Raw genomic sequence first — 15,178 nt, forward strand, 5'->3', positions numbered from 1 at the left:
AGTGAGTGACACAACGATGCATCATAGCAGTACAATAGTCGGTAACAAAACTATAAACGAATAAATGGATTACGGCGCACTTGCACTTATACCTCCGCTTGTTGTAATTGTACTTGCAATTTTATTGCGTGCTTCATTTGAAGCATTATTGATTGGTTGCATTACCGGTTTCATCATTATTTCTGTACATGACAACAGTAATTTTTTTACAGATTTTATTGCAACATTTTACAAGGTGATGGAGGATGAAAGTACCGTATGGGTAATACTTGTCTGTGGTTTGTATGGATCACTGATTGGTTTAATGGTGCGCAGTGGCGGTGCTATGAAGTTTGGTGAAGATATGCTGCGGTTAATAAAGTCAAAACGTGCTGCGCTTTTTGGCACATGGTTTTTGGGACTCTTTATTTTCCTGGATGATTACCTGAGTGCCTTAACAGTTGGTATTACCATGAAAAAAATTACAGATCATTTTAAAATACCACGCGAATATCTTGCTTACATTGTAAACACAACAGCTCCTCCATGGTGTGTTATTGTTCCGCTGTCTACATGGACTTTGTTTATCGGTTCGGTTTTGGAAAAATGCAATTTCGCAACAACAGGCCAGGGAAATCATGTATATCTTTCTGTTGTTCCATTTGTAATGTATGGCTGGATTTCTGTGTTACTTATTCCGCTTGTAATACTTGGTGTTATTCCTGTTTTCGGAAGAATGAAAAAAGCACAGGTTCGCGCTGAACTTACAGGTGAAACAATTCCTGGTAAAAGCAAAATGACCTCTTTAAAAATGGAACATTTTGAAACAGAGAAAAAACCAAGTGCTCTTTTTTTTATCCTTCCATTGGCAGTTACACTTATTGCAACATTTGCACTAAACTATGATGCACTAAAAGGGGTGATGATAGGCGTAGCTTTTACATTTATTTATTACCTCTTTATAAAACTTGGCACCTTTCAGCAGATAAGTGAAACGGTTTTTACAGGATTCAACAGTATGGTATATGCACTGGCACTTGTTGTGATCAGTTATATTTTAAAAGAAGTGGGTGATAAAATGGGACTTACGCAATATGTTATCAATGGTGTAAAACCCATGGTTAGTAAAGAATTACTTCCTTTTCTAATTTTCGTATCTATTTCATTGATCACTTATACAACAGGCTCGTCGTGGGGTGTATATGCAGTGGTGATACCGATTGTTATACCATTGGCGCAATCAATAGGATCGAATGTTTTGATGAGCATTGGCGCAGTGATAAGTGCAGGTGTATTTGGGGCAAATGCTTGCCTGTACAGCGATGCAACCATTCTTACTTCACAAAGTACAGAGCTGAATAATCTTGATCATTCATTGTCCCAGTTGCCTTATGCATTGCTTGCTTTTGTATTAACAGCATTGTCGTATGTTGGATTAGGATATTTGATGTAAAGCCCCCAGCCCCCTAAAGGGGAGTGAAGAAATTGAAGTTGAATATTTTTATGGACCGGGCTGCAGTTTTTCATAGCATCATTGTTGCGTCGCACTCTTGTACAGTTAGTTCTTTAACCAACAAACGAAAAATATCTATTTAGACAGATTAGTAGCAAATAAGCTCTATAATCAAATTTTAAAAGCCCCTTTAGGGGTTTCGGGCATCATGTATAAAGAAACATTATCATCAGGAATTATAATTGTTCCCATGCAACAGGAACACGCAGAGCAATTAGAAGCATTGCAAAGAATTGTATTTCCCAATCTTGCAGAAGAAGAATTATTGCATGCAGATCAATATAAGAAGCACGTTGAATTATTTCCGGAAGGACAGTTTGTTGCATTGGATGGTGATAAAGTAATTGCCGCAACCAGTTCTATCCGTTATCATTTTAATTTAAATGATAATGAGCATCATACTTTTTTTGAGATCATGGGTGGTGGCTGGTTCACCACACACGAACCCAACGGTGAATGGTTGTATGGAATGGATGTAAGCGTACATCCTGACTATAGAAGTAAAGGAATTGCAAGAGCATTATACAGGGCAAGACAATACACCTGTAAACAACTTGGATTAAAAGGTCAGATGACTGTCGGTATGCTCAACGGTTATGCTGCTGTTAGTGATCAGATGAATATCGATGAATATTATAAGAAGGTAAAGAATCATGAACTTTTTGACCCCACTGTTTCTGTACAGGAAAAAGTAGGCTTTGAAATAGTTGGATTAATGAAAGATTATTTAAATGATCCAACCTGTGGAAATGCAGGTGCAGTAATAGTTTTAGACGCAGGAAAGGCAATTTGAAAATTTGATGGTTGGAGAATTTGAAAATGCTCAATCATATGCTGAATGTACAAGTGAGTGACACAACGAAGATGCTACCTGTACAAAAGCTGATATCAAAAAAACATACACAAAAAATATAAACGATTCGAAATGTCAACGATCAATCTTGTTACAAGTATCCCCGGCCCAAAAAGTTTGGCCATGCTGGAGAGAAGAAAAAATGCATTGCCTGCCGGGCTTGCAAAATCAACTGAAGTAGTAGTAGAAAAAGCAGAAGGTGGTGTGGTGTGGGATGCAGATGGAAATACGCTGCTCGATTTTGCAGGTGGTATTGGTATGATCAATGTTGGTCACAGACCCGAACAAATTGTAAATGCCATTAAAGCACAGCTGGATAAATATATTCATACATGCTCTTTGGTCACGACGTTTGAACCATACATTGAACTGGCTGAAATGCTGAACAGGCTTACACCCGGAGACTTTACTAAGAAAACATTGTTATGCAATACAGGTACAGAAGCTGTTGAGAATGCAGTAATGCTGGCACGTTATTATACCAAACGTCCGGGCATCATTTGTTTTGAAGGCGCTTATCATGGAAGAAGTTTATTAACGCTTTCATTAACGAGTAAATACAGTTTGTTCAAGAAAGGTTTTGGTTCTTTTGCAAGTGATATTTATCGTTTGCCTGTGCCAAATTTTTACCGCACACCAAGTGGCATGAGCGAAGATGAATACCTTGACTGGAGCATCAAAAATTTGGAGCATGCATTTATTGCGCAGGTAGATCCTGAATCTGTTGCAGCTTTTATTATTGAACCTGTGTTGGGCGAAGGAGGTTTTATACAAATGCCTGCAGCATTCATGCAAAAAATTCGTGAGTTGTGCAATAAACATGGGATCGTTATGATCGCTGATGAAATACAAAGTGGAAGCGGACGTACCGGAAGATTATTTGCTATCGAACATACCGGTGTTGTACCTGATGTAATGACTATTGCAAAATCATTGGGCGCCGGAATGCCTGTGAGCGCTGTGGTTGGTAAAGCAGAGATCATGGACTGCACACATCTTGGCGGCGTAGGTGGCACGTATGGTGGTAGCCCTGTTGCTGCTGTTGCGGCTATTGAAGCGTTAAAGATCTTGAGTTCGCAGGAATTTTTGCAGAGAGCAAATCATGTGGGCAATCTTATCAAATCAACGCTCGATGCATGGAAATCAAAATATGCATTGGTAGGCGATGTTCGGGCCATTGGCGCTATGTGTATTGTTGAATTTGTAAAAGATAAAAACACCAAAGAGCCTGATCTTGAACTTCCGCTGGAAGTATTGAAAGATGCAGTTGCGCATGGAATCATTTTGATTCGTGCCGGTTTGTACAGCAACTGTATTCGCTTGCTGCCACCAATTGTAATGACTGATGATCAACTACACGAAGGTTTACAGGTGCTGGAAGATGCAATTGCAAGAGCGCATGAGAAGAGAGGGAAATAAGTGCCCTCTAAATCTCCCTAAAGGGAGACTTTGAAAGATGCTTGTTGATTGTCTTTTATTAATTTTTTATAAGCCAGTCATTAGTTTTTCATAGCATCGTTCCTTGCGTCGCACACTTGTACTGATAGTTCTTTATTCAACAAATAAAAAACATGGAAGTAAAAATTGCCACTAACGAAGAAGATATATTCAAATGCTGGGATGTACTGTTTGTATTGAGACCACATCTAATTAAAGAAGAATTTGTTTCAACAGTAAAAGAAATGTTTACTGAAGGTTATCAGCTTGCATATATTGAAGAAAACGGCAAAGCTGCATCCGCTATAGGTTTCAGATACCAGCAGTATTTATACAATGGCAAACATTTTTATATAGACGATCTGGTATCATTGCCTGAAACAAGAGGTAAAGGATATGCAGGCATGCTATTAGATTATGTACATGATCTTGCAAAAGAGAAAGGATATAAATACGTAACATTAGATTCCGGGCACCAGCGGCATACTGCACACAGACTGTATTTGAATAAAGGTTATTCCATAGTTGCCCATCATTTTATGAAGACTTTATAATGGCTGATCTTTTAATACATAATGCAAATATTTTAACTCAAAATCCCCAGCAGCCAACTGCAGATTCATTTGCTATTACTAATGGGAAAATAGTTGCAGTTGGAAGCAACGAAAAAATATTGGCATTGCAACAGTCCAATACAAAAATCATTGATGCAAAAGGCAAAACCGTTTTACCTGGATTTATAGATGCACATATCCATATCTGGAAAGTTGGCAACCTAAAAACATTTTTACTTGATTTGCGTGGCGTAAGCAGCATAACAGAAATGCAGGATAAGCTTTCTGATTTTATCAAACGCAATCCTGGTAATGGATGGATACAAGCCCGTGGCTTTAATGAAGCTAATATGAAAGAGCAACGTTTACCTACCAAAAAAGACCTGGATAAGGTAACTACTGAAAGACCATTATACATTATTCGTACCTGTGCACACATTGGCATTGCCAACAGCAAAGCAATTGAATTAAGTCATGTACATGCCCAAACACATATTCCGCCGGGTGGCGAAATGCGTTTGGATAATGACGGTAAGCCCAATGGTATTTTTACTGAAACAGCTTTAGGTGTTATTACCAATAATATTCCCCCTTATTCAAGTGATGATTATGCTTTAATGATAAAGGCAGCAGAAGAAGAATTATTAAGTTATGGAATAACAGCAGCAACTGACCCCGCAGTAATGCCTGACCTGTTAGAATGTTATCATCAATTGGAAAGAGAAAATAAATTGCGTATACGTGTAAATGCTTTACCTATAAGAGTTCCAGATGGCAGTGAATATATTTTACCGGTTCCTTCAATATTACATTCAGATAAGCTGGATGTGAATATTGTAAAATTTTTTGCTGATGGTGGATTGAGTGGCATGACTGCCGCCATGAATAAGCCTTATAAAGATTCCACATCAATGGGTGTACTGCGATTGACAGAGCCTTTCTTCTACCCCCTTGCACTGGAAGCTGCTTCAAGAGGTTTTGGTATTGCTACGCATGCAATCGGTGACAAAGCAATAGACGTTGTTTTGAATGTATATGAAAAAATAAGAGCACAATACAACGATATTATTTTAAGGATAGAACATCTTGGCTTACCCTCCTCAATTCATTTACAAAAAATGAAAGCACTCAATATCCATTGCGTATCGCAGAGTATTTTTTTGAAAGAGCTGGGAAAGAATTTTGCGATGTACCTGGAAGACGAAAGATTGCACCGCACATATCCTTATAGAAGTGTATTGGATGCAGGTATCAATCTTGCTTTGTCAAGTGATGCACCAGTAGTCAAAGATTTTAATCCTTTTACAGGTATAAAAGCTGCCATATTTAGAAAGGATAATGATGGCAATACACTTGGCGCTGATGAAAAAATTTCTTTACAGGAAGCTATCTGTGCTTACACAATGGGTAGTGCTAAAGCCAATGGCAGTGAAGCTTTCAATGGAAGCATTGAAGTTGGCAAGAAAGCAGATTTTATTTTACTGAACAAAAAATTAGGGAGCTTGATCACACAAGAAGAAGATATATATGTTACCTCAACTTATATAAATGGTGAAGAAGTTTATAAACGCATTAATTAACGCTCATAATATTTCAGAACGTACATGAGTGCGACGCAACGGAAGTTTAATTTATGTACTAAACTCTGGCTCAAAATGGAATAAAAAACTTGAACTCTGGCTCATGAAGATTATGTACCCGGCAGCACAAATATTATTTTACTTCTGTTGCGTCGCACTCTTCAGCGTTTTGTTGGCTATTTAACAGGCGTAGGCAACGGTTAGATAATTTTGATATCACAGATCATAAGCCGTGGAAATAAATTGTAGTAATGATGAATAGCGATATGAACGTACAAGTGAGTGACACAACAGAAGATAAATAGTTGTACTACTGTCTGTACCCAAATAGTAGAACAAATAGTTTACGTCAGTATGTATATAAGAAAAGCTTGTATGTCGCATCTTTTTTACCCATTATCTATTTTTACCAGCCGTGTTGATAAAAAAGTTTACATTAGATTTTTGGCCTTAATAACCAAATAATTATACTGCCTATGCGGTTGCAGCCACTTATTAGAGCTCTTCTTGCAAATAGTCTTTTGTTTTGCATTTCCCCGGCTCATGCACAATACAACACAACTGACAGCCTTTCTTATCTAAAAGCAAAACAACAGGCTATAGCATTTTATCATACGTATGTAAAAGATGAAAGTGGTCTGTATAATGGTAGTCAGTATGTAGTGTATGCACAAACGATTCAGGAAGGCATTCCTTTTTTTGAAACACCCGAACCCTCCAAAGGAAATGTTGTTTATACCGGAGTACTATACGAAAATGTGCCTTTGCTGTATGATATTTTAAAAGGGCAGCTTATAACCCTTATTCCTTCTTCAAACTATCTTATATGTCTGAATGCAGATAAAGTAAGCAACTTTGAAATACTGAATCACAAGTTTACAAGACTTATAAAAGACAGCGGCGATAAAACAATAAAGACTGGTTTTTATGAAGTACTGCATGATGGACAAACTACTGTATACAAGAAGCAAACAAAAACTGTGGGAGAAGATCTTTCACAAGCTAAGCTCAGAAATTTTATTGTTGAATCAAATACGTTTTACATAAAAAAAACAAATACGTTTTATACGGTAAGCAATAAAAAATCTTTGCTGACAATTTTAAAAGACAGGAAAAAAGAAGTACAGGAATTCATTAAAAAAAATAAACTGGACATTCGTAACGATAAAGATAATGCGTTGCCGAAAATTGCTGCTTTTTATGATAGCCTCTCAACAATCAAAAATCCTTAAACATTCTACCTGTGAAATATTTTCTATTCATTATACTCATTACTTTGCTCATTGGCTCTTATCATGGCGCAGCAGCACAGGAAAAGAAATATCCTTTGGTAACGGAGGAATTCAGCAATGTAACCATTGAAAGTTTTCTGAATACACTTGAGAACAAAACAGGTTATCGTTTTTATTATGACACAGCCCAATTAGATTCATCAAAGATTACGCTTTCTGTAAAAGACATGCAACTACCAGCTTTGCTGGAGCTTGCTTTTAAAGATATAGGGCTGCTTTTTACGATTGATCATCAAAAGAATGTTTTTATAACAGAAGGTCTTTCTGTGCAAACAGAATTGCCCGCTTCGTTTTTTGAAACTGCCATAAATACTAAAAAAGATACATCTTTTGAAACTACTGTAGATATAGGTGAAACAGTTGAAAAAATACAGATAGCCAAACAGGAAAACAAAGTCTATGTAATAGGTCAGAAATCTGCTGATAATGTTTCTCAGAGAGTAACTATTACGGGTTATGTACGTGATGCTAAAACAAGTGAACCAGTTATTGGTGCTTCTGTGTACATTCAAAATCCAAGTATTGGTGTATATACAGACCAGTATGGGTATTTCACCATTTTGCTGCCAAAAGGTAAGCAAACTTTATATATACAAAGTATTGGCATGACTGACACGAAACGTCAATTGCTTGTTCAGGGAGATGGTAAAATAAATATTGATATGCAGGGCCAGGTAATGACGCTGAAGAGAGTAATTGTTTCAACTGAAAAAGCAAGTAATATAAAAAGTCTGCAAATGGGTGCTCAAAAACTTGATATCAAAACAATTAAACAGGTGCCCGTTGTTTTTGGAGAAGCTGATGTTTTAAGAGTTGCTTTAACCATGCCCGGTGTAAAATCTGTTGGTGAAGCAAGCACCGGTTTAAATGTACGCGGCGGTTCAGCAGATCAGAACCTGATTTTATTTAATGACGCAACCATTTATAATCCTGCCCATTTCTTTGGAATGTTTTCTGCATTCAACCCGGAAGTAGTAAAGGATGTGGAATTATTTAAAAGCAGTATTCCGGCTAAATATGGTGGTCGTCTATCTTCTGTTCTAAACATCACGAGCAGGGAAGGCAACAAAAAAAACATCAGTGGTTCTGCAGGTATTGGTTTACTTACCAGTCGGATTAATATTGAAGGGCCACTTGTAAAAGATAAATCATCTTTTATTTTTGGTGCAAGAACTACTTATGCAGACTGGCTCTTGAAATTATTGCCAGATCAATATAAAGACAGCAAGGCAGGGTTCTATGATCTTAACCTCAACATTACGCACGAAATAGACAAAAAGAATTTTCTTTACCTCACTGCCTATTTAAGCAAAGACAGGTTTAACCTCAATAGCGATACGGTATATAACTATGGAAATAAAAACGTATCCTTAAAATGGAAACATATTTTTAATAACAAGGTCTATTCTTTGGTAACCACCGGTTATGACAACTATAATTATCAGATCTCCAGTGAACATAACCCTGTAAATGCGTACTCACTTGGCTTTGATGTTAACCAGGCATATTTCAAAACACACATAAATTATTTTATCAACTCAAAACATACTGTTGAATTTGGCCTCAACAGTATCTTTTACAAACTCCATCCCGGCACGTATGGGCCGGCAGGTAAAGAATCATTGGTCGTTCCCATTAACATGCAGTCTGAACAAGCATTGGAATCTGCTTTATATGTAAGTGATAAATACAACATCAATAAAAACTTATCAGTTGAAGCGGGGCTGCGTTATTCAATGTACAATTTCCTTGGCCCATATACGGTCAATAATTACCCCGATGGCGTTGCCAAAACAGAAGAAAATATTATAGGCACCACTATTTATGATAAAGGAAAATTTATCAAAACTTATCATGGACCGAAAGTAAGGTTATCTGCAAGGTATCTTCTGTCGCAAACCTTGTCTGTAAAAGCAGGGTATAATAGTCAGCGGCAATATATACATATGCTTTCCAATACAGCTGCTATGGCGCCAACAGATATCTGGAAACTCAGCGATCCAAATGTTAAACCGCAATATGGAGATCAGCTCTCTGTTGGTGTTTACAAAAATCTAAAAAACAATACTGTAGAAATTTCTGCAGAAGTTTATTATAAGCGCATCAAAGATTATCTCGATTATAAAAGTGGCGCTGTGCTTGTATTAAATAGTCATATAGAAACAGACGTGCTTGCAACACATGGTAAAGCTTACGGCGCTGAGTTGCTTATCAAAAAACTTACCGGCAAAATGAATGGATGGGTAAGTTATACCTACAGCCGTGTTTTATTGCAGGCAGATAATTTTGAAACGGGCGAATTTATAAACGGTGGCAAATATTATCCCGCTAATTATGATAAACCTCATGATGTTACATTCATTGGCAATTACAGGTTCACACATCGCTTTAGTGTTTCGTTGAATGCCACGTATAGCACCGGCAGACCAATTACGTTACCTATCGGAAGATTCTATTACGCAAACGGGGAAAGAACTTTGTATGCAGACAGGAATGCTAACAGGATACCCGATTATTTCCGCACAGATATTTCTATGAACATAGATGGCAATCATAAGGTGCATCAAAAAACACACAATTCATGGACGATTGGCGTGTATAATATTACCGGCAGAAAAAATCCTTATTCAGTATATTATATTTCGGAGAATGGACTGGTAAATGGTTACAAGCTTTCCATATTTGGCAGCGCCATTCCATTTATAAATTTCAATATCAGGTTTTAAATAATAAAGAAATTCAAAATATTGATTAAAGATATGAACGGTGAAGAGTGCGACGCAACGAAAGCTAAATAGCAACAATACAGATGGGTAAATAAATAAAAAATGATGGAGCGGGCTTTTGTGCACATAGCATCGTTCCTTGCGTCGCACACTTATACAGCATAACATTATGCAGCAATGAAAACAACAATAGCAACATATAAAAAACTAAAGATGGTTGGTTTTAAAAAACCGCTCATCTTTTTTGTTGCAATTGTAATAACCGTAAGTTGTAAAGAAGTTTATCAGCCAAATATTGTATCTCCAACTACTGGTTATCTTGTCGTGGAAGGCTTTATTAATAGTGGCGGGGGGCCAACAACCATAACGCTTACAGGCACAACAGAGCTTGTTGATAGTGTAAGTATAGCATACGAACACAACGCACAGGTAAATATTGAAAGTGATAATAACGAAAGTTTTTCTTTAGAAGAAGGCTTTAACGGCATCTATACTTCTGATTCTTTAAATCTTAACCCACTTTCAAAATACCGGATAAAAATAAATACACAAAATGGTAAAGAATATGTTTCTGATTTTGTTTCGGTAAAGCATACACCAGTCATTGACAGCATAAGCTGGCAAAGAGAATATGGAGGCGTAAATATTTATGTAAACACCCACGGTGACCAGAATAACACAAAATACTACAGATGGTCATATTCTGAAACCTGGGAATTTCATGCGGCTTATATCAGCTATCTGGATTATCTACGTGATCCTTTTACGCACAATGTGACATCGCTTATTGGCAGGTCTATTGAAAGTACAAACAGTTTATATTATTGCTGGAAAACCCAAAATTCATCACATATAATTCTTGGTACGTCGGAGAAATTAAATACAGACAGGATTTATTTACCAATTAGATATATTGAACCAAATGCAGAAGAATTAAGTGTGCGATATTATATCAAGTTAAATCAATATACACTGAGCCATGATGCGTATAATTTCTATCAAAAGCTAAAAAAGAATACAGAACAATTAGGTTCGATATTCGATGCACAACCCTCAGAACTTAGTGGAAATATTCATTGCGTAAGTAATCCGGAGGAACAGGCAATAGGTTTTATTGAAGTATCGGAACTGCAGCAGAAAGATATTTTCATAAGCAACCAGCAGGTTACACCATGGGGAACTCCGCCCGATTGTAACCGGATCATAATATATAATGACCCTGATAGTATAAGGCCATACCAGGACAGTTATATACCGTTGCATGGTGTTTTGTTCAGAGGGCTTGCAATCGTAAAATTTGATGCAGCGCCACCGTCATGTGTAGATTGTACTTTGCGTGGAACAAATATAAAACCATCATTCTGGCCGTGAATAAACAGATCTGTATAACAATGACAAAAAATATTTCCTGAATAAAAGACCATGAAAAAAATATTTGTTTTTATATCACTTTTTATTTTCGCTGTTTCCTGCAAAGAAGTATATAACCCACCATTGAGTTCACCAGCTACAGGTTATCTTGTGGTAGATGGTTTTATCAATAGTAATGGTGGCACTTCTACTATTACTCTAACAAGGACAACAAAACTTTCAGATTCAGTTTTTATTCTTTACGAACATAACGCACAAGTGCAAATAGAAGGTGAGGGCAATGAAGTTTATCCAATGCCGGAAGGAGTCAATGGCACTTACACTTCTGCAGCCATCACACTTAATGCTGCAGAAAAATATAGGGTAAGAATACGTACTACAGATGGAAAAGAGTACCTGTCTGAATATGCATCAGTAAAAGGAACACCTGTTATTGACAGTATAAGCTGGCTACGTGGAGAGGATGGCGTTACAACCTATATCAATACTCATGATGACGCGAACAATACAAAATATTACCGGTGGACTTACGCAGAAACCTGGCAAATACGTTCCGCTTATTATTCTACAATACGCTATTTATTTGATGATATAACTGGTTTGCCAACAGGTGTTGAATACAGGTATCCTGACAATAGTAACAGAGAAGATACCACCATATTAAACTGCTGGCAATCTTATACAGCAAAAAATATTATCCTGGGTACAACCGAAAAACTTAGTTCAGATAAAATTTATCTACCGCTTACACATATCGAACCGCAGTCAATTAAATTAAGTGTTTTATACAGCGTTGAATTAAAGCAGTATGCATTAAGCAAAGGGGCTTATAGTTTTTATGAGCAGCTCAAAAAAAATACAGAGTCGCTGGGCTCTATATTTGATGCTCAACCTTCAGAGCTCAAAGGGAACATTCAGTGTACAACTGACCCTGCAGAAATTGTAGTTGGTTATATTGATGTAAGCCAGGAACAAACAAAAAGGTTATTTATTAATAGTAACCAGCTTGATAGTTGGGGATATTCGCAAGGCTGCTCTAAGTTGGTTGTTGTTGATAATAATATTGATAGTATCAGAGCACATGCTACAGGTCTTTTCCCAACAATTCCAAATAAATTAGGGCCATTTGGGGTTATAATTAATTTTTATGTAGCGGAACCCGAATGTGTTGATTGTACTTTGCGCGGCTCTAATAAGCGGCCTTCTTTCTGGCCATAAAATTATTATGCTCATAGAAAAAAATAAAGTACAAGAGTGCGACGCAACGATGCTGAATAAAGCGATATAGCCTGGCTAATAAAAAATAAAATAAGATAGTAATGTTTTATAAAATAAGATATCAATATTTCCGCGAATCAGTAAAGCGTAATGTTTTATTGATTATGCTCACCTTTTTTATTGCACTGCGGCTATCTGCACAAAAAAATTTAAACATTATCACTGCTGCGTTTAATGATTATAAAGCAGGCACCATACAGGAAAAGATTTATGTACACACGGATAAAAATTTCTATTTAACAGGTGAGATAATATGGTTTAAACTCTATAATACGGATGCTTCTTTTCACAAACCACTTGATATAAGTTCAGTTGCATATGTAGAGATATTAGACACATTGAATAAACCGGTGCAACAAGCCAAGATTGGTTTGAAAAATGGCGAAGGCAATGGTTCCTTTTATTTGTCGCCGGGTATAGCATCAGGTAATTACAAATTAAGAGCGTACACCAATTGGATGAAAAATTTTGATGCTGCTTATTTTTTTGAAAAGAATATTACGATAGTCAATCTGCAAAAAATGTCTACAGCAGCAGTGAAAGACTCATCCGAAAAATACGATATAAATTTTTTTGCAGAAGGTGGTGATCTTATAAATGGGTTACAAAGCAAGGTTGCTTTTAAAGCTACTACAAGAGATGGCAATGGTTTTGATTTTGCAGGATATTTGCTCGACAACAACGATACATTACTGCGCTTTTCACCTTACCATGCAGGCATGGGTAATTTTATTTTTACACCTGCAGCCGACCATAATTACAAAGCCGTTATTATACCTGTTAATGGAAAAATATTTACCAAAGAGCTGCCAATTATTTATGCAAACGGTTATACCATGCAGGTTACAGGCGATGGTAGTGGAAAAATAAATGTAATGGTGCAATGTAATATCGCAGCCATCAAAGAAGTTTACCTGCTTGCGCATACAAGAGGATCATTAAAATTTACGGCTACTGCTTCCTTACAAAATGGCAAAGCAACTTTTAGTTTTAACAGATCTGTATTAGGCGATGGAATTTCACAACTTACTGTATTCAATGATCAGCGAAAACCTGTAAGCGAAAGATTATATTTCAAAAAGCCTGACCAAAGCTTATCACTTTCATTAAATACTGACAGACCATCTTACGAAACGAGAAAGAAAGTATCCATCGACATTGCTTCCGCAAATGCTGATACAGCAATCCTTTCTATGGCTGTGTATATGCTGGATTCCCTTCAGTCAATTGATAATAATACAATAGAGACCTATCTCCTGCTAACTTCTGATCTGAAAGGATATATTGAGGACCCATTCTATTATTTTACAGCATCTGAAAAAGAAGTTATGCCGGCAATCGATAATCTGATGCTTACACAAGGCTGGCGCAGGTTTAAATGGAATGATATTTTATTAAATGAAAAACCTTCTTTTGAATTTGCGCCCGAACTCAACGGGCATATATTAACAGGAAGAATTTTCAATCCAAAAACAGGCGAGCCCTTAAAGGTTACTGAAACTTTTCTTTCTGTGCCAGGTTCGCTTACACAATTCAGAACTTCGATCAGTGATTCTTTTGGTCACGTAAAATATGAGATGCCTGATTTTTATGGCGGCACATCCTTGATTGCAGAGCCCAACACCTTTACTGACAGTATAAGTAAAGTTGAAATAGATGACCCGTTCTGTAAGCAGTATGCAACAACAAAAATTCCTGTATTTAATAAGCCTGTGAACTATCCAAATACTATACTTGATCACAACATTGGTATGCAGGTACAAAACATTTATACAACAGAAAAACTAAAACAATTTTATTTTCCGCCAGATGTTGACACTACCGCATTTTATGTAACTCCGGATTTTAAATATTCATTAGATGATTATACACGTTTTACTTCAATGGAAGAAGTTTTAAGAGAATATGTTGCGTTTGTTAATGTAACCAGAAGAGGTGGAAGAGTTTATCTGCCGGTAATAAATACAGCAGAAAATACCTACTTTCAAACAGACCCGCTTGTGTTATTGGATGGCGTTCCCGTTTTTAACTTCAACAAGTTGCTAAACTTCGATCCGTTGAAAATTAGAAGCCTTGAAGTTGTAACACGCAGATATGTATTGGGCAGTTCTGTTTTTGAAGGCATATTGAATTGGAAAACATACAGCCCAACTCTTGCCAATTATGAATTCGCTCCCAATGTAACTGTGCTCGACTATGAAGGTTTACAAATTGAAAGAGAATTTTATTCGCCTACATATAATACAACTGAAGCTGTATCAAGTCATTTACCAGATTTCAGGAACGTGCTTCAATGGAAGCCTGATATAAAACTCAGCCGTAATAAAAAAAGTATAATTGAATTTTATACTTCAGACCTTCCCGGCAAATATGCTGTTGTTGTGCAAGGCCTGTCTGCAAACGGTTTGTGCGGCAGCAAGATCATCACGTTCGATGTAACAAAATAAAAAATCCCGCTTCATTTTATTGAACTGGCTTTACAGGCGGCTGGTTAATATTTTTATGTTACTGGCTTTCGTTTTTCATGGAGTCAACTGTTGCGTCGCACTCTTCAACGTTCATGTCTTAGCTGAACAGTATTCAGAATGTACAAGT

General features: G+C 36.8%; 10 protein-coding genes. All 10 read left to right on the forward strand.

What is annotated here, in order from left to right:
* Positions 1 to 64: 64 nt before the first annotated feature.
* The 10 genes from FRZ67_RS01850 to FRZ67_RS01895 all read left to right on the forward strand — a co-directional run bounded on the left by FRZ67_RS01850 (position 65) and on the right by FRZ67_RS01895 (position 15,030).
* Entirely contained in the window at positions 65 to 1,432 is a 1,368-nt protein-coding gene (locus tag FRZ67_RS01850; RefSeq protein WP_147187906.1) for a Na+/H+ antiporter NhaC family protein, read from the forward strand.
* A gap of 250 nt (positions 1,433 to 1,682) precedes the next feature.
* Positions 1,683 to 2,285, forward strand: coding sequence for a GNAT family N-acetyltransferase (locus FRZ67_RS01855; RefSeq protein WP_158638281.1), 603 nt, complete (start codon positions 1,683 to 1,685; stop codon positions 2,283 to 2,285).
* 132 nt (positions 2,286 to 2,417) lie between these two features.
* Entirely contained in the window at positions 2,418 to 3,764 is a 1,347-nt protein-coding gene (locus FRZ67_RS01860; protein ID WP_147187908.1) for an aspartate aminotransferase family protein, read from the forward strand.
* Between the two features lie 152 nt (positions 3,765 to 3,916).
* The gene (locus FRZ67_RS01865) at positions 3,917 to 4,336 is read left to right on the forward strand and encodes a GNAT family N-acetyltransferase (protein ID WP_147187909.1); all 420 of its coding nucleotides are present in this window, start codon (positions 3,917 to 3,919) and stop codon (positions 4,334 to 4,336) included.
* A complete protein-coding gene (locus FRZ67_RS01870; RefSeq protein ID WP_147187910.1) occupies positions 4,336 to 5,916 on the forward strand; it encodes an amidohydrolase in 1,581 nt (526 codons plus the stop codon). The genes FRZ67_RS01865 and FRZ67_RS01870 overlap by 1 nt, the downstream gene beginning before the upstream one ends.
* A gap of 476 nt (positions 5,917 to 6,392) precedes the next feature.
* Complete coding sequence (locus FRZ67_RS01875; protein ID WP_147187911.1) at positions 6,393 to 7,148, forward strand: hypothetical protein; 756 nt, start codon at positions 6,393 to 6,395, stop codon at positions 7,146 to 7,148.
* 11 nt (positions 7,149 to 7,159) lie between these two features.
* Positions 7,160 to 9,934 carry a TonB-dependent receptor gene (locus tag FRZ67_RS01880; protein ID WP_225975477.1) on the forward strand — a complete coding sequence of 925 codons (2,775 nt, stop codon included), beginning with the start codon at positions 7,160 to 7,162 and terminating at the stop codon, positions 9,932 to 9,934.
* A gap of 177 nt (positions 9,935 to 10,111) precedes the next feature.
* Positions 10,112 to 11,305: a DUF4249 domain-containing protein gene (locus FRZ67_RS01885; RefSeq protein WP_147187913.1), complete on the forward strand. Its 1,194-nt coding sequence runs from the start codon at positions 10,112 to 10,114 to the stop codon at positions 11,303 to 11,305.
* 51 nt (positions 11,306 to 11,356) lie between these two features.
* Positions 11,357 to 12,523, forward strand: coding sequence for a DUF4249 domain-containing protein (locus FRZ67_RS01890; RefSeq protein ID WP_147187914.1), 1,167 nt, complete (start codon positions 11,357 to 11,359; stop codon positions 12,521 to 12,523).
* A 101-nt stretch (positions 12,524 to 12,624) separates the two neighbouring features.
* Positions 12,625 to 15,030: a hypothetical protein gene (locus FRZ67_RS01895; RefSeq protein ID WP_147187915.1), complete on the forward strand. Its 2,406-nt coding sequence runs from the start codon at positions 12,625 to 12,627 to the stop codon at positions 15,028 to 15,030.
* The last annotated feature ends 148 nt before the right edge of the window (positions 15,031 to 15,178 follow it).

It is taken from the genome of Panacibacter ginsenosidivorans, from assembly GCF_007971225.1.
In the GTDB taxonomy this organism is placed as follows: Bacteria; Bacteroidota; Bacteroidia; order Chitinophagales; family Chitinophagaceae; genus Panacibacter; species Panacibacter ginsenosidivorans.

Excerpts from the sequence above, each read along its gene's own strand:
- FRZ67_RS01850 (WP_147187906.1), top strand. The coding sequence starts at position 65 with ATGGATTACGGCGCACTTGCACTTATACCTCCGCTTGTTGTAATTGTA.
- FRZ67_RS01855 (WP_158638281.1), top strand. The coding sequence starts at position 1,683 with ATGCAACAGGAACACGCAGAGCAATTAGAAGCATTGCAAAGAATTGTA.
- FRZ67_RS01860 (WP_147187908.1), top strand. The coding sequence starts at position 2,418 with ATGTCAACGATCAATCTTGTTACAAGTATCCCCGGCCCAAAAAGTTTG.
- FRZ67_RS01865 (WP_147187909.1), top strand. The coding sequence starts at position 3,917 with ATGGAAGTAAAAATTGCCACTAACGAAGAAGATATATTCAAATGCTGG.
- FRZ67_RS01870 (WP_147187910.1), top strand. The coding sequence starts at position 4,336 with ATGGCTGATCTTTTAATACATAATGCAAATATTTTAACTCAAAATCCC.
- FRZ67_RS01875 (WP_147187911.1), top strand. The coding sequence starts at position 6,393 with ATGCGGTTGCAGCCACTTATTAGAGCTCTTCTTGCAAATAGTCTTTTG.
- FRZ67_RS01885 (WP_147187913.1), top strand. The coding sequence starts at position 10,112 with ATGAAAACAACAATAGCAACATATAAAAAACTAAAGATGGTTGGTTTT.
- FRZ67_RS01890 (WP_147187914.1), top strand. The coding sequence starts at position 11,357 with ATGAAAAAAATATTTGTTTTTATATCACTTTTTATTTTCGCTGTTTCC.
- FRZ67_RS01895 (WP_147187915.1), top strand. The coding sequence starts at position 12,625 with ATGTTTTATAAAATAAGATATCAATATTTCCGCGAATCAGTAAAGCGT.